Below are 22252 nucleotides of genomic sequence, written 5' to 3' on the forward strand. Positions count from 1 at the left end.
TTTCTCAAAATGAGATATTCCACCCTCGAAAATGGTATTATAGGTGAAAAGCTTTTCAGAAGAACGGCGGAGGGGGGCGCGAAATGACAGCGGAGGAATTTGCCGGGTACGCGAAAAGGTATGGCGACACAGTCTATCGGGTGGCGCTCAACTGCTGCAAGAACGCCGCCGACGCCGAAGACATTATGCAGACGGTGCTTTTAAAGCTCTACCGGGAAAAGACGGACTTTGAGAGCGAGGAGCACGTGAAGCGCTGGCTTATCCGAGTAGCCGTGAACGAGGGCAGGAAACTCAGAAGCTCCGGGTGGTTCAAAAGGCGGGCGTCCCTGGAGGAATACGCCGGGACGGTGGACTTTGAGAGCCCAGAAGAAAGCGAGCTCTTTATCATAGCCATGGCCCTGCCGGAGAAGTACCGGGTGCCTCTCTACCTCTACTACTACGAGGACTATACCATAAAAGAGGTAGCGGCCCTGTGTAAGCTCAAGGAGTCCACCGTACAAACCCGCTTACAGCGGGCCCGGGAGAGGGTAAAAAAGGCGCTTACAAAGCAAGAGGAGGATTCATAATGGAAGAAAAATATAAAAAAATGTTTTCCAGGGTGAAAGCCTCCCCGGAAAAAATACAGGAGGTAATCGCAATGACAGAGAAGCATAAACCCAGAAGGATAGTCCGTAATCTGCTGGTGACGGCAGCCATAATGGCCCTGGCGGTGCTCACGGCCATGGGGGCCAACGCTGCGTCCGGCGGGGAACTGTTCGCCTATGTTGTATCCTGCACCTTTAACGGCGAGGACATCGAAACAGTGGAGTACCATCTTGACAGCGGCGATGTAGTCAAGGGCGGCCTTGGCAGCTATGTGGTCACAGAGGGCGAAGACGGCAAGGCCGTAATTACCTATACCGACGGCGATGGAAATGAGATCTCCAACAGCATAGACGCTTTCAGCTTTGAGGCGAAAACGGCCAAGGCGGTCACAGAGTAAATGTTCTGCACGCAAGCGCTCCGAAAGGGGCGCTTTTTGCGTTGACGCTTTGCGCGCGCTGTGTTATAATAATTCAAAGGCAAACCCAAAGGAGGTCCGGCCATGTATCCGAAAAAGAAAATGATGATAGTGGGCTCACACACCATCGCGGAGCCGGACCGGCGGGTGAAGCTGATGATATCAAAGCTCTGCGGCGAGGGCTGGCATATACTGGTGGGCGACCACTCGGGGCTGGACGCGGCTTTGCAGGAGTACCTTCGGGATATGCACACCGACTGGGTGCGTGTATACACCGCCCGGCCCCGGCCCCAGCACAATCTGGACGGCTGGCCCGTCCGACGCCCGCCCCGAGAGGGCCGCTGGGGCGGGGCTCCCCGCCATCTGCAAAACACCCTTGCCATGACTGCCGCCGCTGACTGCGGCATGGTCCTCTGGGACGGCAGGAGCATGGGCACCTATTTCGTAATGGCCTCGCTCATAGAGCAGGGCAAGAGCGTCTGGGTGTACCTTCCCGACCGTGGCGGGGCCCACACCCTGCGCACGCCGGAGGATCTGGAGAAACTGCTGCGGGCGTATGTGTTCCCGAAATAGGAAAGTCCCCCGGAAAGCGGGGGGCTTTTTGCAACATAATAGCCGTCCTATAAGATCGCTTCAAGCTTTACGCCTGCGCTGTCAATATCGGGGTCCGGGCTTGCGGAAGAAAAGCGGTCCTTATTGAATTCCTCCATGGTGACAGGTACCAGCTCCCCGCTTTTGAGCTTTTCGTTTATCTCGTCCAGCACGCTTGTGTCCTTGAGCAGCGAGTTCATAAGCGTCACCATGTCCTCACAGGGCACGTTGAAGTTCCCCGCTATCCGGCACCACATGCCGTTGGGCAGCGTGCACAGGAGCATCCTGCTGGTGTTGAGCCCTCCCAAAGCTGTGATAGGCTCCGCGCCCTCGGAAGATATCACCACAGTCTCATTATAGTCGTACTTTGCCGATGCCAGAACCTCCTCCGTCAGCGGGGGTTCCCGGCTGATAGTCAGGGAGATGTCCCAGCTATCGCGCAGGTGGTCGTCGGTTACGTCGAGGTTGAGCTCTGAAGCTGTGGATATATGGACAAGACCCAGCTCGCTGCCGTCTTCGGTGCATTTGAATTCGACTTCTGGGGGCCAGACGCAATTCGGAAGACAGCTAAAAATATACTCGGCGTAAGTGTTCATCACCTCGTACGGGCTTGGTGCGGTTCCGTCCGCGGAAGCTGTTTTGGCGCTGGCTCTGGTTATGAGAGGGCAGAATACATAATCGTCCAGTATGCTGTCGTTCCAGGCGGCAGAGGTCAGCCTTTTTCCGCTCTCCGGCTCCTGCTTATTGTACTTGAAATACTCCTCCGCCGGAAGCCCCTCCGGGTAGGCCGAGCAGTAGCTTTCATCCAGGAGGTACCTGGTCCAGGCGATATCGTCGTCATAGCCCACGATGCTTTCCTGGGGCTCGGGGTTTGTGGAATATTTGGCCGTAGGCCCGTCACCCTCTCCCCGGTTGGCTCCCTTCTGTGTGTTGCCAAGGCCATCGCCGCCCTCGCCTCCTTCGTCCCCGGCCGAGGCGACCTCATGGGAGGTGTTTTCGCTCCGGGAGCCCGGTCCGTACTCAATGGTGGGGGTCACGCCGTTTATCAGGTAGGTCAGGAGCAGGGGCAGGGCAATGGCCGCAAGGCAGGCCGCCCCGGCCAGGAGCCCGCCCCACTCGGGACCCCGGCGGCGGACTTTTTCTCTTGGGGGCTCCGCCGCTCCGGCCACAAGCCTTGGGTCCAGATTCCCCAGCTTCTCCAAAAGGTCGCTGCCTTTCATATATCGTATCCCTCCTTGATGAGATATTCCCGCAGGTCCCGGCGCACCCGATACAGGGTGGTCTTCACCCGGCCCTGGGAGCACCCGAAGAAGTCCGCCACCTCCTTTACCGGGTCCAGGTACCAGTACCTGCGTATAAACATGTTTCGCCGTTCTTCGGACAGCGAGCGCAGAAAGTTCTCCACAAGCTCTATAAGAAGTGTGCCGTCCGCCTGCCCCGGGGTGTCGTTTGGGGACGGTATGCACTGCTCAAGCTCGCTTGTAAGCTCCATAATGGGGGCGCTGCGCTTCTGGCGGGAGCGGGCCCGGGCCACGTCTATGGCAAGCCTCCGGGTTATCTTCGCCAGGAATGGGAAGAGGTAATTCCAGGGCTCGTGGGGCGGTATGGCGGCCCACGCCTGCATATAGGTGTCGTTCTCGCACTCCTCGGCGGCTCCCCTGTCCCGCAGCAGGTTGTCCGCGAGGGCGCGCAGCTTCTGACCGTACTTGGCGGCTGTAAGCCCCAGCGCGGCCTCGTCCCGGCGCAGAAACAGCGCCACTATCCTCTCGTCCTCCATTATCCAGCACCTCCTGTGGGGTCCCCTCACTTTATATATCGGCATTTGCGCGCCGGGGGTTACAAAAAATCTGATTTTTTCGGAGGATTTTGGGTATTAAAGGGGCTTTGGCCTGCACGCTTCTCTGTCGTAAGAAATTTGTAAGAAATTCATCACGTTGTACTTAATCTGTTCATATTATTCTTTTAGCGTTAGGAAAAGGCGGTATGGAAAATTAACTTTACCTGCCCATGCGCGAAAGGACGGAGAGCATATGAAGACCCTTACATATATAAATTTAGCCATCGCGGTGGTGGTGGGCCTATGCTGCTGCTATCAGGTGCTGTTCGCCCTGATAAGGGTGCGGGGCCTTGGGCGGCGGTTCAAGGAGCGCTCGCTCAGCCGGTTCGCGGTGCTTATCGCCGCCCGGGACGAGGCCGCCGTGATAGGCCAGCTTATCGACAGCATAAAGGCTCAGGACTACCCCTCGGAGCTGGTGGACATATACGTGGTGGCGGACAACTGCACCGACAGCACGGCCATGGTGGCCGCGTCCCGGGAGGTAACGGTGTACCAACGCAGGAATAAGATCCAAGTGGGCAAGGGATATGCCCTGGAATTCCTGCTCTCGAAAATAGCACAGGACAAACCCGAGGGGACCTATGACGGCTTCTTCGTCTTCGACGCGGATAACCTTCTTGACCCCCATTATATAAGCGAGATGAACAAGGTCTTCTCCAACGGATGCCCGGTGGTGACAGGCTACCGCAACGCCAAGAACTTTGGGGATAACTGGATATCCGCAGGGTACGGCATGTACTTCCTCCGGGAGTCCGAGTACCTGAACCGCCCCCGGGACTACCTGGGCACCAGCTGCGCGGTTTCGGGGACAGGATTCCTGTTCTCCGCTAAGCTCCTTGAGAAGGTGGGCGGCTGGCACTATTACGCCCTTACTGAGGACCTGGAGTTTACCCTTGATTTAGTCTGCCGGGGAGAGAAAATTTCCTATTGCAGCACGGCGGTTTTGTACGACGAGCAGCCCACGGGCTTTAAGCAGTCGGTAGTGCAGCGGGCCCGTTGGATGCGGGGGCTCATGCAGATAATGGGCAAAAACGGCGGTTCCCTTTTACATGCCCTTTTCGGCTCCGGCAGCTTCGCCTGCTACGACCTGCTGATAAACTCCCTGGCGGCAGTGCTCATGGGGCTGGGCTTTGTGATGAACACGGTGATGTTTGCTGTGGGGCTCTGCACCCCCGGCTTTGAGACCGGGCCTGTGGTGATAGCCGCTCTGCTGGCGCTGGGCGGCACGTACCTTGGACTGTACTTTACAGGGCTGTTGACACTTATAACCGAGTGGCGCAGGATACCCTGCCGGGCTTCGCGGAAGATACTTTTCAGCTTCACCTACCCCTTCTTCATGGCAAGCTTTATGGCCGCTTTAGCTGTGGCCATGTCAGGCGGGACTCAATGGAAACCCATACGGCATACCGTAGCGGTGAGTCTTGGTGAGCTGGACGGGAGAAGGTAAACCGGCATAAAGGGTACTTTTGTGGAAAACGGCATAGCCGCAGCTATGCCGTTTCATCATTTAGTTTTTTAAAGTGTTCTTATCCATCTCCATGCGGCAGCCTCTCTTTTTCCCAGGCTACCAACTGCGGAGGCTAACGTCTCTATCAAAGGGAATGTCCACATAAGAAACGTCCTGGTCCGTAATAAGGCAAAAGTCTGAATACAGGCCCATAGCAGCGTCCTCAGGCAAGTCTCCCTCCTCGCACATGAAAAGCGTAAGCTCTGTATTAACCTGTGGAAGTGACCGGCTGGTTATAAGCAGGTCGCAGGTCTCATCGGAGCACTCGTCCAGGGCCAGCAGCAGTTTCCTATTGTTGGCCCATATGCGCATTTTTGCGCCGCCGTCGGCCATCTCTACCATAACTCCCGGCAGCACCTGATACAGGCAATTGTCCGAAGCGGTTTCCAGTGTAATCCCTGGATAGCGCAGGTCCTTCCCTCCACGGGTTTTACCGTGTATTAAGAGGGTTTTAGGACGGTAATTCGACAAAATATCTCTCAGCATAGCCTTTGCCCGGTAATCCTGGCGTGTCACTAAAACACTGTCCAGCTCGAAGATATTTTCCTGCGCTATTATCCGGCGGGCAAGCCCGCTGTTAAAGGTGCCCATGCTGAGCACAGCAGCCCGGCGGTCCTGCATGACCACCACACAGGCTGACTCGCTGTCCCCGCTTACCGCCAAAGTCACTGTGTCCAGGCTGGACTCATAGCGCAGTACGGGCAGGAAAAGGGCCATTGTCAAGGAAATAATCATGAGAATTGGCCGAAACCTGAAGCGCTTGGAAAGACAGAGCAGCACAGCTGTCATAAGCAATGCCAGCGCAGACAAATGTACCGGGTCTGTCAAGCTTACGTATACACCCGGCAGACTTGCCATCCAGCGGCTGAGCTTCAAAAGCGTTCTGGCAAGCAGACCGCAGGCCAGAACTATAGGCTGTATAAGCGCTCCCATAGGCTCCAAAAGGGAGAGAAGCAGAAGTGGAAGGGCACAGTAGAGCATCGTAACAAAAATTGGCAGAAGCAGTAGGTTGGATACAAGGGTCAGCATAGGCAGTCCATGGAATACCGCTACCTGCACCGGCATTGTAAACAGCGTGGCCGATATGGAGGTGGATATAGTGCCAGCCACGTACCTTCGGATAGGCCCAGAGGATTTCGTGGCTATCGTCTCCTCTAACTGGCGTCCAAGCAGCGCAATACCCGCCGTGGCGAGAACGGACAGCGCAAACCCAACGCTGCCGCCGGCAAACGGGTCTAAAAAGCAGATAAACACTACTGCCGCCCCCAGAGAGTTAAGCGTGTCTCCCACTTGGTAGGTGGAGGCCGCCAGTGAGCAAAAAACCAGCATCAGGTAGCTCCGCACAGCAGAGACCGGGAAGCCGGTCAGCAGCAGGTAGGAAAACAACAGAACCACACTGGACAGGCTGCGCAGACGTCGGTTTAGCGGCAGCCTTGCCAGAAATAGATTCAAAAACGCACCCACCAAGGTCATGTGCATACCTGAAACCGCCAGCATATGGGAACATCCTATCTGCCGGAAATCTGTATATATCTCCTCCGGCAGCTGTGACCCATGACCCAGCAGTACGGTTTTCAGCAGAGCTGCCTCCTCGCCGGAGATGCACCGGTCCAGCCCCCGGGAGACATAGCTGCGCAGCAGCGGCAGAATCCGTCCGGCAGGAAAGGAGTCTTCACTGGCTATGTACTCATAATCGTTATAGCCCTCCGGATATGCGCCAAGCAAGTTGCCTTCGGCCAGCTGTGATGAATATGTGGAATACATCCCGCCACCTTTAAAGGAATAAAACTTCACCTGACATACCACTTGGTCGCAGGGCCCACATTCCAGGGCTTCAGAGCAGGAGAGCCGCACCTGGAAAGGCTTTACCGGCTGTCCGTCCAGCTCCAGTATCCTCACGGGATAATAAAACTTGCCGTATCTCTTGTCAGGGTAGTCAAGAGGTTCCAGGCGCACCCCCGCAGTAACCTGGTCCAGCTCTTGGACATGGGCTACCTCCGTATAGTAACGGTTGGCGTATAGGGCAAGCATAATCCCCGCAGACATAAGCAGAAGGGAGCCATGGAACAAGACGAACCTGCGGTTGCGGCGTTTATTGGGATTCTCTGTCCGTCCCAGCAGCACACCAAGAATAAGCGCGAAAAAAGCCAGGCCCCCACAGACCATGGACATGATCCCGGTCACATGGGGGTCCAGCACAGTTGCCAAAGAAGCGGCGGTAAAAACAATTATACCAATCCAGGCAAAGGGCAGATAGGACATTTTACTTAAAGAACAGCGGCAAGGGCTCCAGATAAATTATGTCCGTGCGATCCTTGGCGTCTCCCTCGGCCAGCACACAGGCCTTGCCCACCACCTGTCCGCCCACAGAGTGGAGCAGCTCCTCAATAGCCGCCAAGGATTCGCCGGTGGAGATAACATCATCCACTATCAGAATACGCTTGTCCCGGAGGCTTTCACAGTCGGCCTTGGAAAGATAGAGCTTTTGAACATGGTCAGTGGTGATGGACTTGACCTCTACGTGTATAGGCTCCTCCATATAGGCTTTGATCCCCTTGCGGGCCACCACATAATTCCTGCACCCAATACGGGCCATCTCATAGGCCAGGGGGATGCCTTTACTTTCGGCGGTCACTATCACATCGTGCTCCGGGCACTTCTCCATCAGGGCTTTGGCGGCGGCCTCTGTCACCTCAACGTCACCGAACATGACAAACCCTGCAATATCCAGGCTGTCGCTGATGGGGCAGATAGGCAGCTGGCGCTGGCACCCGGCAATGGTCATTTTGTATACGCTCATGGAAAACACTTCCTTAATAATAGTGGTAATTTGAATATTGCCCTCTCAAACTGACCTTTGAGAAAATTATATCATAAAATTTTTGTTCCCGCAACTGCAATTTGTGACAGCGGGAAAATTTTTAAACCAACAGCAAAGAGGGCGGAAAACTCCGCCCCCTTTGCCTTTATGGGGTAATCATAAAATTTAGGTGAGTTGAAACCTTATTTATTGCTGAAATACTGCATCAGCATCTGAGCGGCTTCGGCCCTCTGAGCATTGCCCTTGGGGTCAAGTTCACCATTAGCTCTGCCGCTTATGATCTTGTTCTCAACGGCCCAGAGCAGGGCGTCCTTAGCATAGCTGCTGACCTTGCTCGCGTCGGAGAAGTCCAGAGTAGTGCCGGTGGGAGCGGGCTTGCCCGCGTAGCGCCACAGCAGGCTTACAAGATCCTCGCGTGTAACTATGCTGTTGGGACGGGCGGTGCCGTTGGCATAACCGGCGAGGACGTTGTTCTCGGCGGCCCAGATAACCGCCTTGGCGTACCAGGCACCCTCCTTCACGTCGCTGAACTTATCGGTCCAGGTCACGTCGGGGTTGCCCTCTGCGTTATACAGAATCTGAGCAAACTGAGCACGGGTCAGGTTGACGCGGGGGCTGAACTTGGTGGCAGAGGTGCCATCCATCAGGCCGTTCTGGTTCACATACTTCACAGCGTTATAGTACCAGTCGTCCTCACTCACGTCGGTGAAGGGGTTGGTCCAGGGATCAGGCGCGCTGCCGTACGCGGACTTGATGGTATAGGTGGCGGAAGCGCCGTTGGCGGCGGTTACCACCACGCTCACGGTCTTGCCTTCGCTCAGGTCAACCTCCATGCCGTCGGTATAGGTCTTGCCGTCGACAGAGGTAACGCGTGCCCCCGAGTCGGTGGTGAGCAGGGACAGCTTTGCCTTGCTCATGTCGGTTCCTTCGGGAACATACACGGTGTAATCGTTGCCGGACTTGGTGGCGGCATGGCCATCAGCGGTCACGGAGCTGAGAGTGTTATCGCCGCTGACGGGCTGGCTGCTGCCAACCTTCAGGTCCAGACGATAGGTGATCTTATCGTTCTGCTGTGCGTCATAGACCTGGATCTCAGCCTGCTTGCTCTTGATGGTGGCCCAGTTGTTGTTGGTGAACTTTCCGCCTACGCCAGTGACAGGGGTCTCATAGCCGGTCAGCGGGTCATAGATGTACAGCTCGCCGTTGAGCACGAAGAACTCGGTGTCATTGGTGATCTGGTCGCGGACGTTAAGCTGCCGCCAGTACTCATTCAGAACCTTGGTCTCATCAGGTGTGGGGGTGGCACCGGCTATCGCATAGCGTCCTGTTGCAGCCCCTGCCCAGTTAGTGTTGTTGGTGTTAGCTGAGGCGGCTTTTGCATTGGCAACGCCGTCGTTCAGTTCCTTCTGATACTTGTCGATGATCAGAGCATCAGCGGAAGCGGTGAAGTTCAGCTTGAAGTTCTTGCTGCGGTCGCCGCGGTAGCCGTCGGACCAGTCGGTGGAGTCGGGCACGGAGATGGTGATCAGGCCATACTCGGCGTCAAAGTTGGCGGTAGCCAGAGCGGGATTGGCGCTCTGCACGTCCTTCAGCTCGCGCTCCTCGCTGTTGTCGGGAGCGTACTCGATGTGCACCTCATAGGGGGTGGAGTAGGTCTTCAGTGCATTAACATCAGCGGGGTCAGCACCGTTCAGGCCAGGATTGTTCCAGTAGTCCCTTTCGCTTACAGCGTACAGGATGTTCTGCTCCTCAGCGCCGCCGCCTACCACAGTAAGGTTCTTGAATCGGTTTACCGTACCACCGTAATCGCGAAGGGCCACATCATTCTGAGTCTGATCCTTCTGCTCAGTTGGTACGAGAACCGACTTGCTGGCCTCAATTATTGATGTACCAGAGGCGGAGCTCTCTCTCATAGCATTAAAGACGCTCCGATAAACTTTCTTCGTGTCGGCAGACGGCACCAGCTTAGTCAAATACAAAGTATCGGTGCTCGCGTCCCAATTTGCGGGAACAGTGACAATAATGTCGTTACCAGAAATCCTAGCAGGCAGATCATTGCCAGCTATGTCCTTGGCCGCAATGTAGGCCTGACCGATGTCCGCCGGATTCGGGGCAGCTGTCCCAACAGGCTGCTCATAGCTCTGGCCCATCTTCTCTCTGCCTAGAGTGTTGGCCTGAGAGTAAACATAGTTAGCGTCCAGGGCCTTGTTGGTCTCAACGCTATCCAGCTCGGCCTCGGTCTTGGGCAGCTTGCGCTTGAGCACAATCTGATAGGTTTCTTCCTCTGTGCCAGCGCCAGCGTTGCTTACGGTAACAAACAGTGTATCGCCAAAGTCAGAACTAGCATTGCCAGCGCTGTCCTCAACGAAATTGCTGTTCCAAACATCACCAACCGTAGTAACACCGTTCTCAAAGAGATCGGGATTCTGGCTATTAGTGCTGCTATTGATTGCTACATTGCTAACATCAATAGTAGTCGGTAACTTGCCAGGAGCAACCGCAGCACCGTCACTGGGGAATACGCACAAATAGAGATTGGCAAGAGGATGGCCAGCAACAGTACCAGTGGGATCCTGGCTCACATCGCCAGCAGTGGGGAAATACTCATAGGGAACCTCCAGCTCTCTGGGGGCGGTCTTATCGGCCTGCTTGATGGACTCGGCAACCTTCACGCCGTCAGCTGTGTAGAGCGCCACGCGCTCCAGCTCGGTATGGTTAGTGGTCGCAACTCTGAAGTTTACGCGGTAGTTGCGCGGATTCTTGCCGTTTGCGTCAGTAATCTGGATGGTAACAGAGCCGTCCTTGGCGTTCACGTTCCTCAGCAGGTGACGGGTGGAAGGGGTCTGGCTGTCCCAGCTGCTGGAGGACACAGCAGGATTGTTGGCCTCCTGAGAGGGGATGCGCACATAAGCGTTCGTGTCGGTGCTTACATGCAGATAGACCTTGCTTATGTCGGTCTTGTCACCCTGGGTCTCAGAACCGCCAGCCTCGTCTCCGTATTCTTTGTCAAGCACAACGTCGATGGAGGTAGCGTCTGCGGCCACGAAAGCCGCGCTCTCGCTGCTCAGGGTGTTGGCCGCCTGGATCTCAGTGATGCGAGGACCGGCAGCGGGGTTCAGAACAGGATTTAGCTGTACTTCGACATAAGCGCCGGAGGGGTTGGCCTTGGTGCGAACCAGCAGATAGACGTAGTCGGGACTACCAGTAATCATCTGACCTGCGTTTATATCCCATTTGGCATGTCCGCTGGTTACCAGTCTAAGCATACTGCTGTTGGCGGGTGATGTAACTGCGCTAGTCGTAAAATTAACGATTTCTGTGCCGCTGTTTGCTGCACCATTTGCCTTGGCTTGTTTTTCCAGTTTCAGCGTAGTAGCACTTGTATCCCTGGACGCCTCGCCAACGCCCATAATACGCTGTGCACGCTCGGTGGGCACAAACTCGGGAACCCATGTATAGGTGGCGGTTGTTGAAGTCGGGTCAGCAACCTTCTTGTTGACCTTCAGAGTATACCTGGAGTACACATAACCATTGGTTGCGGTAGCCTTATTGGTGTCGATTTTTGTAACATTCTCCAAATCGGCCAGGTTGGTGGCGCCTTCAAAGCTCTCAAAAACCTGTTCGCTCTCGAACTTGACTGTGTAGGTCTTGGTCGCGCCGGACTTGGCGGTGACCCGCACAGAGCCGGTCTTGGTGGCGCTGTTATAAGTATAGTGGCTCTTGGCGACAACGGACAGGGGGGCGAAAACGGCGGTGGCGGTGATGTCGTTAGCTATGCCGGCCCCGTCAAAGCCCACATCTTCGGGAGTCATGCCGAAGGGCAGGGTGACGGTGACAGTGTTGCCGCTCACAACGCCCTCAATGGCGTGAGCCTCTATGCCGTCATCCTCGACCTTGTTGCTGTAGCCAAGGACATCATTTGTGCCGTCGCCCAGATAGCCCAGCTTGTACTTGCCGCTGGTCTTGTCCACGCGGACGCCGCCCAGACGGCATTCATTGGTGGGCTTGGTGCTCTTGATGGTGATGGACAGGTTATGGTCGATAGGAGCATTCTTGCCCACGATCTCCTGCAGCTTGATGGTGTAGGTGTCCTTGCCATCAAACGCGGCGTTCTCGGGCAGATAGATCCTGGCGTCCAGGTCCTTCTCGATGCCGTCCTTTGTAACGACACGCATCTTGGTGCCCGGGATGGGCGTCCAAGAGATGAGGACGTCGTCCGTGTCATAGATTGTGATGGAGTAGTTCGTACCATCACAAGTGGCGCGTCTGTTGTCGACGAAGATCTCTGGTGCATCCTCACCGGCAGCAAAAGCGCTCGGGATCATCGTGGCGACCATCAGTATGGCCAACAGCGCCGCGAGTGATCTCTTCAGGAACTTGCTTTTGTTCATGATTTCAACCCTCTTAATTTTAGATTCTCGTCCGGCTCTTTTTTGCCGGCGAGTGGAAGTTATTTATATAATAATCCCTCGGGACGAAAAATGCAAGCTTTTTTTTCATCTTTTTTTATATTTACATAATTGTCTTAAAAAAGGGCAGACTATGCTTAACCCCTGCATTTATGCGGTTTTCACGCAATTTCCTATTAAAATTCCCTCCATATTTAGACACTACCTCCAGGCTTTCCCATGGAAGACTCTGGCCGGACTGGAGGTGCTGTCCAAAAGCCAAAGCTCATATTTGTACATATTTACAGATTTCTCCTGCCCGGTTTTTCCTCTCTTCTTCAATTATAGCATAAAACGCGCCCCGGCGCAACTGCCGGGGCTCCTATTCTTCCCCTTTTTTCCCCCTTTTCCCCTGCCTGAGAAGGGCCCCGCCCAGCTGGGCCACGGCGTTTTGGCTTATCTCGCGGCCGTGTTCCCTGCAAAAGGCGTATAACACCGGCCTCGCCCCCAGGCACCGCCCCCAGCGCTCCCCCACGCCCGCCAGCCTTCTGCGTCCGTTAAGGGGCGCGCCCACCTGCAGGTAGTATCTCCCGCGCCACTCGCACAGTGCCGAAGGGGCCTTCGGCTCCCGGCGGTAAAGCTCAGACACAGCCGCGCAAAGGGCGGTGGGCCCGTCGAACATGAACACCAGGGGCTGCGGGGGCCTTTTCAACTTCACCGGCAGCCCCCCCTTTTCCTTGCTTCTAGCATATACTATGTGCGCGGCGCGCCCTTTGTGCCCTTTAAAATACCCGCCTGCCAGAAGGGGCGTTTACATCGCAAGGCACCGCATCTCAAGATACGGGTCCTGGGCTCTGAACACAGAGGTGCCCGCCACCAGTATGTTTGCCCCCGCCGCCTTGCACAGCGGGGCCGTCTCCAGGTTCACGCCGCCGTCCACCTCCACCAGGGCCTGTGGGAACCTTGCCCGCAGCTTATACACCTTTGGAAGCATATCCAGCATCATGCTCTGCCCCCCGAACCCCGGCTCCACTGTCATCACCGTGATTTGGCTCAGGTCCTCTCCCCATGGACCTATGGCCTCGGCTGGAGTTTTTGGGCTTATGGCCACCCCGGCCCTTGCGCCGCTGGCCTTGATAGCCGCAATCACCGCCTGGGGCTGGTCCTGGCATTCTATATGGAAGGTGATTATATCCGCCCCCGCCTGCCGGAACACGCCTATATACGCCAGCGGTTCCTCCATCATCAGATGCACGTCAAAGGGCAGCTTTGTCTTTTTTCTCAGGGCCTCCACCACTGCGGGGCCGATGCTGAGGTTCGGCACAAAGTGCCCGTCCATAACGTCCACATGGAGCATATCCGCCCTCTCTATCCGCCCGACCTCCTCCGCCAGCCTGCTGAAGTCTGCCGCCAGCAGTGACGGCGCAATATAAACCATATTTCCCTCCTGATTTCCCTTTCTCCGCTATGTTGTGTCCCGCGCTAAAGCTCTCCCCAAAATATATATATAATAGAAAGCGGGCTTTCTATCTAGCATATTGCCTGGGCTATAACGGTCATCACCGGGATGGTAATTATAGAGAGCACTGTAGATACCGCCACCAGCTTTGAGGCCAGCTCCGAGTCCCTCTTATACTGCACCGCGAACAGCACCGCGTTGGCCGCCACAGGGGTCGCCGCCTGGACCATGGTGGCCAGGAACAGGTCCTTTTCCGGGCGTATCACCGCCAGCAGTCCCAGCAGTATTGCCGGCACCGCCACCAGCCGCAGGAACGACACCTTATATACGCTTAAATCCGATACGAAGGAGTGCAGGTCGGCCTTTGCGATATATGAGCCGATGACAAGCATCGCCAGCGGCGTGTTTAAATCCGCGATATATCCAAGTGGCTCAGCTATTATTCCCGGCAGCTGTAATTTAAGGAAATATATGGGCAATCCTATGGCAAGGCCCACCACCCCGGGGTTCAGCAACACGGTCTTTAAACTCAGCCTGGCCCCTCCGCTCATCATGCTGTAGCCATAGGTCCAGCAGAGCACATTGAAGACCACCACGCCGAAGGAGGCGTATATCACGCCCTTATCCCCCACGAGACCCTGGACCAGCGGTATGCCCATAAAGCCCACGTTGCTGAAAATCAGCGAGAACCTCAGCACCTTCTGCCGCTCCAGCGGCTCCTTTTTGAACACCAGGTAGCTCATGCCCACGCCTAACATCGACCACAGCGCCGGCAAAACCATAGCCATGGCCAGCAGGGAGGCGTCCAGGGCCCCCTCTGTGCCGATGAAGGAGTTGATGATTACGCAGGGGGTCACCAGTTTTATAAGCACCGTAGTTATTTCCGACGCGCCCCGCTCGGTGAGCATTCCCCTTTTTGTAATAAAGCACCCTACCAGAATAAGTATAAGTATTACCGCAACCTTGGACACCACCTCAAGCACCGCACTCATGTACTTCCCCCCTTATCCCGCCGCTTTCTCTACGGCCTGTCCTCCTCATCGTCTCTGCGGGCCTCCGCGGACTTTTTCCTGTACTCTTTTACGAACGCCGCCGTCAGGATCAGCAGCGCCGCCCCCGTAATACACTTTAGGGCTATTCCCCATCCGCCGGCAAACAGATCCACCTCCGGCAAAAGGGCATTCGCCAGCCACCAGCCGCCCAGTACCAGAAAAAAGGCTCCTGCCAGGATGAATATCTTGTTTTCTTTTGCCATTGAGAAGATCAGGACTAAGCCTATAGCTATCCAGAGCCCCGCATACATATACTGCTCCATATATACCCTTCACACCCTTTCTCCGGCTTATTATAGCCTTTTTCCTCTGCAATTACAAGCCCGCGCCGCATAAATCGGGAAAGCGCACAAAAAAGGGCACGGAGCCTCCCCGCTCCGTGTCCCTGTCATTGTAAAATGTACAGCACCATTTCCCGCCGGCCTATAATACTGCACTCCTCCACCGTGTCATAGCAGAGGTCCGCTATGATCTCCCCGGCCATGCAGGCCCCGCCGGTGTCGCCCGCCACGCCGTATCCATAGATAATTTTGCCGTCCGGCGAAGCCACATACATCCTCGTGCCGTAGGGTATGATCTCTGGGTCCACTGCTATAACGCCCCGCACAGCCTCCAACCCTATAGAGGTGGTGCCCCCTGGGATACAGTAGGCGGTGCAGGTGCCGGTTATGGCCTTTGAGTAGGATACCTCGTTGCCCCAGGGGTCGGTCAGCACACCCTCCTGGGCTGAAACAGACACTGACGGCTTCTTGCCGCCGGTGGGCGTTGGGTCCGGGGTAGCCCCGCTGCCGTCATCAATAAACTCCAGCTTGGGGGCGGCGGTGGGCAGACCCGTCCCCCGCATGACTATCTGCTTCACCGGCTCGCTCTTTACCCTCTCAGAGAGCAGCTCCCTGCTCTCCAGCTCGCCGTCCACGTAGGTGGCGCGGTAGCAAAGCTCCTTCTCGCCCTTCAGTCCGGCGCTGAGCAGCTGGGTCTTTCCCTCTGCCAGCTCCCGGGAGGTTACATACTGGGTACCGTATTCTATATCCTGGGTCTCTTTTTCCTCCTTGACCTGCACCCGCTGTATGACTATCTTCATCCCGGCTGTAAGCCTGCGCCCCTTGGGGATATTTAAGCGGTCTCCTTCTCCAAGCGCAAAGCCGCATTTTTCTAGTGCTTCGCCTACGGTCCCGGAGGAGACCTTATAGCTGCCGGTCTTGCCGTCGGCTGTGACCGTAAAGGCCGTCAGCCGAGTGACGATGATCTCCATCCCGTCTGTCAGGGACGCGTCTATACTCTCATTACACGCCATATCCTCCGTAAACTTCAGTCCGGCTTCTTTGAGCGCCTCCGCGACCGTGCCGCCATAGAGCATAACCTTCTCAACATTTCCATCGAAGGCGACGGTAACATGGCAGCAACGCTTAATATCCACTGTAAGGTCAGCAGCAATCACCAGCTCCCTGTCCGGGGAAACTATATCCTCCTCCCCCAAGGTTATGCCGTTCTCTTTAAGCGCTTCCCCGACCGTTGCGCCCTTGCGGGCTGTAAAGGCCGTCGTCTCCCCCGCATCGGTCACCTTCATCTCCACACCCCGGAGTACGGTCAAAACGCAGGACTCTCCATCAAACTCGGTGGTATCTGACGGACCCAGCTCAGGCATACCCTGGCGTCTGGCAGCGGTCAGGAATAATTCAGGAGCCGCCTCTCCCGTCTTAACACTGTATGTACTCTCACCGTCCAGTACAGTGCCGGAAACAGAATAGGCGGTGGCTTTCATTACTGCCGCCGCAATAAGCACAAGGGCAAGCGCCCCTGCTGCGGCCAGGGCGGCAATCCGCAGGCATAGCTTTCTCTTTTGCTTTTTATAATACATCTCTTCTCCTAACTGATCTGCTTTTTGCTTTTCTATCTTATCATAATTGACCGTAAATGTAAAGCTTTCTGGAAAGCATAGGTATTTTAAAAAGTAAAACCCCGGAAACCGTAGGCTTCCAGGGGTCTTTTCCAAAATTCAGCGCTTTGAGAACTGGGGAGCGCGGCGGGCGGCCTTCAGGCCGTACTTCTTGCGTTCCTTCATTCTGGGGTCGCGGGTCAGGAATCCGGCCTTCTTCAGGGTGGGGCGCAGATTCTCGCCGTCGAACTGTAACAACGCGCGGGCCACTCCGTGACGGATGGCGCCGGCCTGTCCCGTAACGCCGCCGCCGGCTACCCGGCAAACGATATCGAATTTCTGGTCGGTATTGGTCAGGGCCAGGGGCTGGCGGACAATATACTTCAGAGTATCAAGGCCAAAGTAATCGTCGATATCCCGGTCATTGATGGTGACCTTTCCTGTGCCCTGGTAAAGGCGGACACGAGCCACGGAGCTCTTTCTCCTGCCTGTTCCGTAGAAATAAGGTGCGGTTTCATACATAGCTCAACATCCTCCTTTACATATTCCAAGCTTCCGGCTTCTGGGCCGCGTGCTTATGGTCCGAGCCGGCGTACAGACGCAGACGGGACATGGCGCTTCTCCCAAGGGAGTTGGACGGCACCATCCCCTTGACGGCCAGCTGCATTGCGAGCTCCGGCTTGGTCTTCATCAAAGCGTCATAACGCGTCGCCTTGAGATGGCCGATATACCCGGTGTGGCGGTAATAATACTTCTTCTCCGCCTTGCCGCCGGTAAGGACGGCGTCCTTGCAGTTCACGATGATGACGTGGTCGCCGCAGTCCACATGGGGCGCGAAGGTGACCTTATGCTTGCCGCGGAGCAGTACCGCAGCCTGGGCCGCCACCCGGCCCAAAGGCTTGCCGGCAGCGTCGATAACGTACCACTTACGCTCGACTTCCCCGGCCTTAGGCATCGTAGTTGACATAGCTTAAACCTCCAAACTTTCACTGCCTTCTTTCTTGATACCTGTTGATGATATCACAAGTTCTCCCGTCTGTCAACAGCTTTTCCCAATTTTTTAATCGGCTCCCAGACTAACTCGTTTTTTCTCCCTGTTAAGCCTATTTTGCTCTTATTTTCTCTTCTGCCATTTTGCATATGAGCTCCGCCCAGTTCTTTTTTAAAATGAAAAAGACGGCTTCTAAATGAAGCCGTCTTTTTATGTTGGCGAAAACCTATTTTCCCGGGCCGTCACCAGCCAAGTATCTTCGGCACGAACGAGCTTAACTTCCGTGTTCGGGATGGGAACGGGTGGACCCTCGTCGTAATCAACACCAACTTATTGCTGTCGGTCTTCCCGACTGCTTGAATATAATACCACAATCGATTTTAAAATGCAAGCCCTTTTTTGAATTTTTCCGAATTTCTTTTCCTTTTATGAATATATTGTATGTCTGCTTTATTATATCCACATTCTATTGTATGCAGGCAGCCTAGTAGAATTTATTGGGAAACCTTCTGGTAAGTAAAAGAGACAGCCTCTATCAAGGCTGTCTCTTAGTGTTGGCGAAAACCTATTTTCCCGGGCCGTCACCAGCCAAGTATCTTCGGCACGAACGAGCTTAACTTCCGTGTTCGGGATGGGAACGGGTGGACCCTCGTCGTAATCAACACCAACTTATCGCTGTCGGTCTTCCCGACTGCTTAAATATAATACCACAATTGATTTTAAAATGCAAGCCCTTTTTTCAAAATTTTTAAAATATTTTCCTGATGCAGCCTATATGGCTTTCTAATAAATATAAACCACTAGATATATGTTATATCTTAGCTGAAGATAAGCTCATATCCCTTTGTCAGAAACCGTTAAGAATAAAATTCTTGACTTGCCCCCTGCAATGCCTTAAACTATGAGTATAGATTCTTTATTAGGCTGAATATAAAGGAGGCTTTTTCTATGAAAAAAGGTAAGTTCGGCATCGTTCTATGTTTCTATCCCATCGCGGCCTTTGCCGCCGTTATTCTCGATTCACCTCTTATCTGCCTGCTCTTTGCTATGGCTGCCATTTTCCTTGAAAAGGACGAATGGGCCGGGCGGCAGACCCTTCAGGCCTGTATGCTTTCCGTCGTGGTGTTTTTCTTTAACCAGGCTGTGAGCCTGGTCAATCTGGTGCACATACCGTATATTTCGGCTTTCCTGTCTGTGATTGCCACTATCGCCTTTGTGCTGGTTTACCTAGCCGCTATTGTGCTCTCCCTTCTTGGCCTCCTCCGAGTGCGCAAGGAGGAGGAAGCCAATCTCCCGCTGTTCTCTGAGCTTGCCTACCACATCTATGGCAAGAGCAAGCCAAAGCCCGTGGCTCCGCCTGTCCAACAACAGTATCCCGTGGCCTATGGCGTTCCTCAGCAGCCTATGCAGCCCCCACAGCAGCCATATCCCCAGCAGAATGTGTATCCTGCCGCCCCCCAATATGCCCCGCCGGTGGCCGTACAGCAGCCCCAGGAGCCGCAGCCCTTGAATCCCCAGCAGCCGCCACACGATCTTGGGTCCAATGGGCCCGCCGTTTGAACGGCGCTGCAAAATCCTTTAACTATCGCCCGGAAAGGGGGCATTTATCATGGAGCAGCGTGAATATATCCGCCGGCGCGGCGGCGGTCCGGTCCGCAGGCCCAGCCGCCACAATGGCCCGCCGCGCTTCCTATGGTTGCTGCTGGCTCTGGTTGTCCTTGCGGGGGTTGCGGCGCTGGTCTATTTCCTAAATAGAAACGCGGAGGACGACGGCGATAGCCAGTCTTCCTCTCCGGCTCCCTCCTCGGCCGTCTCTGCCCCCTTTGAGGACGAGCCTGCTTCGGCCCTGGAAACCCCAGCGCCCACTCCTGCCGCCGCTCTGCCCGACCAGCTCTACCCGGATTCCGAGCCCTCCGACATGGGGAGCTTTATGATAGCCGGGGGATGTGGGTATGATTATTACCACTTTAATGAGGAAACCACCAACAGTTATATCCTAGCGGTCAGCGACGCGGCCGAAAGCCTTTCGTCTTCTGTAAATTTCTACAGCATGGTAATACCAACAAGCATGGACGTTATGCTTCAGGAGAGCTACCTCACTGAAAACAGTATAAACAGCAGCGACCAGCGCAAGGCAATAGACGACTATATCTATCCTTCTATTTCCGCTATTAACTCCTCTGTAAAGACTGTACCCCTTTTTACTCCACTCCGGGAGCACTGCGACGAATACATATATTTCCACAGTGACCGCACCTGGACCCAGCTGGGCGCGTACTATGCCTACCGCTCCTTCTGCTCTGCAAAGGGTATCGAGCCCGCCGCGCTGGACAGTTTTACCAAGCAGGAATACGAGGGCTTTTCCGGCGGTTTCTACAGCGAGTCCACCAGCGGCGCACTATATGACGACACGGTGGAGGCCTATTTCCCCGGTGGAAACACCAGCATGAATTTCACCGACAGCGACGGCGTCGAATATGAGGACTGGTCGGTGATTTCTGACGGCGATGGCTATGACTCCTCACTGTTATATCTGATTTTTGCCGCCGGTGACCAGCCCTATAAGGTGCTGGAAAACAGCGACATAACCGACAACTCTGCCTGTGTCGTAGTGCAGGACTCCTTCGGCAATTATTTTATCCCCTTCCTGACTCAGCACTATCAAAAGGTTTATGTGGTGGACTATAGCCGCTATAGCAACAGCGTGCCGGAGCTCGTCAACGAGTCGGGGGCAACAGATGTTATTCTTTTAACAAATGTTATTGCCACCAGCAGTTCATCAGCAGTGGAGAGCTTACAGAGCATTTTCTAAGATTGTGCATAATAAAAGCAGGACAGCTTAAATAAGGAGCTGTCCTGCTTTTTATTATTTAACGGCAACTGCCATAAAATGCGGGCTATAGCCTAAGACTGATGGCTCTGATTCCGTAAGCCGCAGCAGCTCCAACAGGCGCTCGCGGCTGGTCGGGTCTTCCCATTTCGCGTTCAGGTTCGGGGTCGGCCAAATTATACCCTCGATTGCCAGCACTTCACTTACATTAAAACCGCTCTCCGAAAGCTCTGCGGCAAAGGTCTCCGGCGTGTGGAAGTACGCCTCGGCAATAAAGTTGGGATATTTCTCCAGCCTATGGTGCTCGCCTTTAATGAGCTCGCCGCGAAGCATATTCATATAGACCTCATCGTCAATGAAGTTATTAGCGGTACGATAGACAGAGAGGGCCCACGTGGCAGAACTGAACTTTGAAATGCCCGTGGCAATCAGTAGACCGCCCGGGCGCAGGACACGGTACGCTTCACAGAGGGCCTTGAGCCGCTCCTCTTTATCCATCAGGTGGTATAAGGGTCCCATGAGCAACAGAGCGTCACAGGAGCCCTCCTGAACAGGCAGAGCGCGTGCGTCCGCAGCAGCAGCATAGTAGTGGGCTGTCTGGTGCTCCTTAGCATATTGAACGGCCGAGGGTGCAAGCTCATATAGTGAAACCGTACACCCTTTGGCGGCAAGCCAGTCAGAGTAATACCCGATACCGCCGCCCACGTCATAGACGGTCATGCCTGGCTTGATAAAGCGCGAAATAAGTTCCTTGGTGCGCGCGGCTTCAATAATTCCCAGGCCGCGCTCAAGACGGCCTATCTCCGCGCCGTTTTCGTAGAAATCGAATACTTCCGTTTTATTCATAATTGACCTCGCAGAATAAGATATAGTCTATACGGTCTCTGTTTTAATGACGCGGAAACCGTTTTGGGAATAGAGCTCAAGGGCCCCACGATTCCAGTCCGCAACATGGAGCATGATGGGCGAGACGCCCATATGCTGCATACGGGCCACTGCAAAGCGCAGCAGCCCCTGACCATATCCTTTCCGCCTATATTGTCTGGCTACTATCAGGTCGTCTATCTCATTGTTATAGATAGCTATGGAACCTGCCAGTCGGCCATCTATCTCAAGAAGGAAGATATTTTCTGATTTTTTTAGGAGCCTCTCCCTGGTATCACAGCATTCTATAGGGTACACCCCTAGGGCCTGACGCATATCTGTAAAGCAGTCATTATAAATTTCTCTATATGCCGGATAGTCTGAATCAAGATAGCTGCGGATCTCCAGGAAGGGAGGATTCACTTCTCCGCCCATATATTGCATTGTGTGCGCCACGACACTCATATAAATTCATCTCCTGCCGTCATTTTTAAATGTTAAGCTCCTTTTATGCTGGATATGTATTCCGATATGCCCTATACCCAGCGCCAGCGCGGCCAGCACTAACCAAATAACCCGCCCATATATCCCAAGAAACAGGAAAGCAAGTACCGGCAGAGTCGCTCCGGCAACAGGGATACCCAGGAAACTGCTATAGAAGTCCCGGAGCTCCTTTTTACTTCTAAAGTACCCTGCCCACCACAATATGTACATCGCCATGAAGGCAAAGGCTATGATAAGCCACCAAGTCCAACTTGTCCATCCATGGAAATTGAGGTCGTCAAATATCAGGGCAAGCGTGGTTGTCAATATCTCCCCAGCCCTCTCAAATGCTAACAGAATTTTATTCTCTCCCTCCGGGGAATACCCCTCCGGCATATTTCGTGTCCATGCGATGTTAGGGATAAATAGCATCAGCAGGAAAATCAAGCCCACATATGAAAATCCAAGATGGCCCATCAAATGCATACACCTCCAATATATTGAAAAAACAGCCCATCCGACTGGATGGACTGAACCTTTCATATTTTACCTT

The 22252-nt window shown here is 54.6% G+C and carries 21 protein-coding genes and 2 rRNA genes; 6 read left to right on the forward strand and 17 right to left on the reverse strand.

Features of this window, described 5'->3' with window-relative positions; all coding sequences use genetic code 11:
- Window positions 1–83: 83 nt before the first annotated feature.
- The 3 genes from ADH66_RS19320 (at window position 84) to ADH66_RS19330 (ending at window position 1573) form a co-directional block, all read left to right on the forward strand.
- A complete protein-coding gene (locus ADH66_RS19320; RefSeq protein WP_066537435.1) occupies window positions 84–566 on the forward strand; it encodes an RNA polymerase sigma factor in 483 nt (160 codons plus the stop codon).
- 71 nt (window positions 567–637) lie between these two features.
- Window positions 638–982 (forward strand): hypothetical protein, encoded by a 345-nt coding sequence (locus ADH66_RS19325; protein WP_157130625.1) that lies wholly within the window; start codon window positions 638–640, stop codon window positions 980–982.
- 102 nt (window positions 983–1084) lie between these two features.
- Complete coding sequence (locus ADH66_RS19330) at window positions 1085–1573, forward strand: hypothetical protein (RefSeq protein ID WP_066537430.1); 489 nt, start codon at window positions 1085–1087, stop codon at window positions 1571–1573.
- Between the two features lie 47 nt (window positions 1574–1620).
- On the opposite strand, the gene ADH66_RS19335 is transcribed toward ADH66_RS19330, so the two are convergent.
- Entirely contained in the window at window positions 1621–2811 is a 1191-nt protein-coding gene (locus tag ADH66_RS19335) for a hypothetical protein (RefSeq protein WP_066537428.1), read from the reverse strand.
- Window positions 2808–3368: an RNA polymerase sigma factor gene (locus ADH66_RS19340; RefSeq protein ID WP_066537427.1), complete on the reverse strand. Its 561-nt coding sequence runs from the start codon at window positions 3366–3368 to the stop codon at window positions 2808–2810. The genes ADH66_RS19335 and ADH66_RS19340 overlap by 4 nt, the downstream gene beginning before the upstream one ends.
- Before the next feature lie 253 nt (window positions 3369–3621).
- Between ADH66_RS19340 and ADH66_RS19345 the strand changes: the two genes are divergently transcribed.
- Complete coding sequence (locus tag ADH66_RS19345; protein ID WP_066537426.1) at window positions 3622–4875, forward strand: glycosyltransferase family 2 protein; 1254 nt, start codon at window positions 3622–3624, stop codon at window positions 4873–4875.
- A gap of 117 nt (window positions 4876–4992) precedes the next feature.
- On the opposite strand, the gene ADH66_RS19350 is transcribed toward ADH66_RS19345, so the two are convergent.
- The 12 genes from ADH66_RS19350 to rrf (ADH66_RS19405) form a co-directional block, all read right to left on the reverse strand.
- Window positions 4993–7134 (reverse strand): ComEC/Rec2 family competence protein, encoded by a 2142-nt coding sequence (locus ADH66_RS19350; RefSeq protein WP_236757267.1) that lies wholly within the window; start codon window positions 7132–7134, stop codon window positions 4993–4995.
- 64 nt (window positions 7135–7198) lie between these two features.
- The gene (locus ADH66_RS19355; protein ID WP_066537424.1) at window positions 7199–7735 is read right to left on the reverse strand and encodes a phosphoribosyltransferase family protein; all 537 of its coding nucleotides are present in this window, start codon (window positions 7733–7735) and stop codon (window positions 7199–7201) included.
- Between the two features lie 203 nt (window positions 7736–7938).
- Window positions 7939–12147, reverse strand: a complete 4209-nt coding sequence (locus tag ADH66_RS19360) for an S-layer homology domain-containing protein (RefSeq protein WP_066537417.1) — start codon at window positions 12145–12147, stop codon at window positions 7939–7941.
- 379 nt (window positions 12148–12526) lie between these two features.
- On the reverse strand, window positions 12527–12862 hold the full coding sequence (locus tag ADH66_RS19365) for a hypothetical protein (RefSeq protein WP_066537416.1): 336 nt from the start codon (window positions 12860–12862) through the stop codon (window positions 12527–12529).
- A 93-nt stretch (window positions 12863–12955) separates the two neighbouring features.
- On the reverse strand, window positions 12956–13582 hold the full coding sequence (rpe, locus tag ADH66_RS19370) for a ribulose-phosphate 3-epimerase (RefSeq protein WP_066537414.1): 627 nt from the start codon (window positions 13580–13582) through the stop codon (window positions 12956–12958).
- A 92-nt stretch (window positions 13583–13674) separates the two neighbouring features.
- Complete coding sequence (locus ADH66_RS19375) at window positions 13675–14595, reverse strand: AEC family transporter (protein ID WP_066537412.1); 921 nt, start codon at window positions 14593–14595, stop codon at window positions 13675–13677.
- Window positions 14596–14624: 29 nt separating this feature from the next.
- Window positions 14625–14918 (reverse strand): hypothetical protein, encoded by a 294-nt coding sequence (locus ADH66_RS19380; RefSeq protein WP_066537410.1) that lies wholly within the window; start codon window positions 14916–14918, stop codon window positions 14625–14627.
- Window positions 14919–15043: 125 nt separating this feature from the next.
- Entirely contained in the window at window positions 15044–16513 is a 1470-nt protein-coding gene (locus ADH66_RS19385; RefSeq protein ID WP_066537407.1) for a ubiquitin-like domain-containing protein, read from the reverse strand.
- A gap of 138 nt (window positions 16514–16651) precedes the next feature.
- The gene (rpsI, locus tag ADH66_RS19390; protein WP_066537404.1) at window positions 16652–17053 is read right to left on the reverse strand and encodes a 30S ribosomal protein S9; all 402 of its coding nucleotides are present in this window, start codon (window positions 17051–17053) and stop codon (window positions 16652–16654) included.
- Window positions 17054–17069: 16 nt separating this feature from the next.
- Complete coding sequence (rplM, locus tag ADH66_RS19395; RefSeq protein WP_066537401.1) at window positions 17070–17498, reverse strand: 50S ribosomal protein L13; 429 nt, start codon at window positions 17496–17498, stop codon at window positions 17070–17072.
- Window positions 17499–17735: 237 nt separating this feature from the next.
- Window positions 17736–17852: ribosomal RNA gene (gene rrf / locus ADH66_RS19400) — 5S ribosomal RNA — on the reverse strand.
- Between the two features lie 222 nt (window positions 17853–18074).
- A 5S ribosomal RNA gene (rrf, locus tag ADH66_RS19405) occupies window positions 18075–18191 on the reverse strand.
- A 279-nt stretch (window positions 18192–18470) separates the two neighbouring features.
- On the opposite strand from rrf (ADH66_RS19405), the gene ADH66_RS19410 reads away from it, so the two are divergent.
- Both ADH66_RS19410 and ADH66_RS19415 read left to right on the forward strand, forming a co-directional pair.
- Complete coding sequence (locus ADH66_RS19410) at window positions 18471–19082, forward strand: hypothetical protein (protein ID WP_066537398.1); 612 nt, start codon at window positions 18471–18473, stop codon at window positions 19080–19082.
- Window positions 19083–19131: 49 nt separating this feature from the next.
- Window positions 19132–20334 (forward strand): DHHW family protein, encoded by a 1203-nt coding sequence (locus ADH66_RS19415; RefSeq protein ID WP_066537396.1) that lies wholly within the window; start codon window positions 19132–19134, stop codon window positions 20332–20334.
- A 54-nt stretch (window positions 20335–20388) separates the two neighbouring features.
- On the opposite strand, the gene ADH66_RS19420 is transcribed toward ADH66_RS19415, so the two are convergent.
- Genes ADH66_RS19420 through ADH66_RS19430 form a run of 3 tightly spaced genes read right to left on the reverse strand, consistent with a single transcriptional unit; the run spans window position 20389 to window position 22176 of the window.
- Window positions 20389–21198 (reverse strand): class I SAM-dependent methyltransferase, encoded by an 810-nt coding sequence (locus ADH66_RS19420; protein ID WP_066537394.1) that lies wholly within the window; start codon window positions 21196–21198, stop codon window positions 20389–20391.
- Between the two features lie 27 nt (window positions 21199–21225).
- Entirely contained in the window at window positions 21226–21681 is a 456-nt protein-coding gene (locus ADH66_RS19425; RefSeq protein WP_066537392.1) for a GNAT family N-acetyltransferase, read from the reverse strand.
- Window positions 21682–21687: 6 nt separating this feature from the next.
- Entirely contained in the window at window positions 21688–22176 is a 489-nt protein-coding gene (locus ADH66_RS19430) for a hypothetical protein (RefSeq protein ID WP_066537389.1), read from the reverse strand.
- Window positions 22177–22252: the final 76 nt, after the last annotated feature.

Source organism: Acutalibacter muris, from assembly GCF_002201475.1.
GTDB lineage: Bacteria > Bacillota > Clostridia > Oscillospirales > Acutalibacteraceae > Acutalibacter > Acutalibacter muris.

Excerpts from the sequence above, each read along its gene's own strand:
- ADH66_RS19415 (WP_066537396.1), top strand. The coding sequence starts at position 19,132 with ATGGAGCAGCGTGAATATATCCGCCGGCGCGGCGGCGGTCCGGTCCGC.
- ADH66_RS19355 (WP_066537424.1), bottom strand. The coding sequence starts at position 7,735 with ATGAGCGTATACAAAATGACCATTGCCGGGTGCCAGCGCCAGCTGCCT.
- ADH66_RS19375 (WP_066537412.1), bottom strand. The coding sequence starts at position 14,595 with ATGAGTGCGGTGCTTGAGGTGGTGTCCAAGGTTGCGGTAATACTTATA.
- rpe (WP_066537414.1), bottom strand. The coding sequence starts at position 13,582 with ATGGTTTATATTGCGCCGTCACTGCTGGCGGCAGACTTCAGCAGGCTG.
- ADH66_RS19320 (WP_066537435.1), top strand. The coding sequence starts at position 84 with ATGACAGCGGAGGAATTTGCCGGGTACGCGAAAAGGTATGGCGACACA.
- ADH66_RS19385 (WP_066537407.1), bottom strand. The coding sequence starts at position 16,513 with ATGTATTATAAAAAGCAAAAGAGAAAGCTATGCCTGCGGATTGCCGCC.
- ADH66_RS19360 (WP_066537417.1), bottom strand. The coding sequence starts at position 12,147 with ATGAACAAAAGCAAGTTCCTGAAGAGATCACTCGCGGCGCTGTTGGCC.
- ADH66_RS19325 (WP_157130625.1), top strand. The coding sequence starts at position 638 with ATGACAGAGAAGCATAAACCCAGAAGGATAGTCCGTAATCTGCTGGTG.
- ADH66_RS19425 (WP_066537392.1), bottom strand. The coding sequence starts at position 21,681 with ATGAGTGTCGTGGCGCACACAATGCAATATATGGGCGGAGAAGTGAAT.
- rpsI (WP_066537404.1), bottom strand. The coding sequence starts at position 17,053 with ATGTATGAAACCGCACCTTATTTCTACGGAACAGGCAGGAGAAAGAGC.
- ADH66_RS19420 (WP_066537394.1), bottom strand. The coding sequence starts at position 21,198 with ATGAATAAAACGGAAGTATTCGATTTCTACGAAAACGGCGCGGAGATA.
- ADH66_RS19340 (WP_066537427.1), bottom strand. The coding sequence starts at position 3,368 with ATGGAGGACGAGAGGATAGTGGCGCTGTTTCTGCGCCGGGACGAGGCC.
- ADH66_RS19345 (WP_066537426.1), top strand. The coding sequence starts at position 3,622 with ATGAAGACCCTTACATATATAAATTTAGCCATCGCGGTGGTGGTGGGC.
- ADH66_RS19410 (WP_066537398.1), top strand. The coding sequence starts at position 18,471 with ATGAAAAAAGGTAAGTTCGGCATCGTTCTATGTTTCTATCCCATCGCG.
- ADH66_RS19430 (WP_066537389.1), bottom strand. The coding sequence starts at position 22,176 with ATGGGCCATCTTGGATTTTCATATGTGGGCTTGATTTTCCTGCTGATG.
- ADH66_RS19330 (WP_066537430.1), top strand. The coding sequence starts at position 1,085 with ATGTATCCGAAAAAGAAAATGATGATAGTGGGCTCACACACCATCGCG.
- ADH66_RS19335 (WP_066537428.1), bottom strand. The coding sequence starts at position 2,811 with ATGAAAGGCAGCGACCTTTTGGAGAAGCTGGGGAATCTGGACCCAAGG.
- ADH66_RS19380 (WP_066537410.1), bottom strand. The coding sequence starts at position 14,918 with ATGGAGCAGTATATGTATGCGGGGCTCTGGATAGCTATAGGCTTAGTC.
- rplM (WP_066537401.1), bottom strand. The coding sequence starts at position 17,498 with ATGTCAACTACGATGCCTAAGGCCGGGGAAGTCGAGCGTAAGTGGTAC.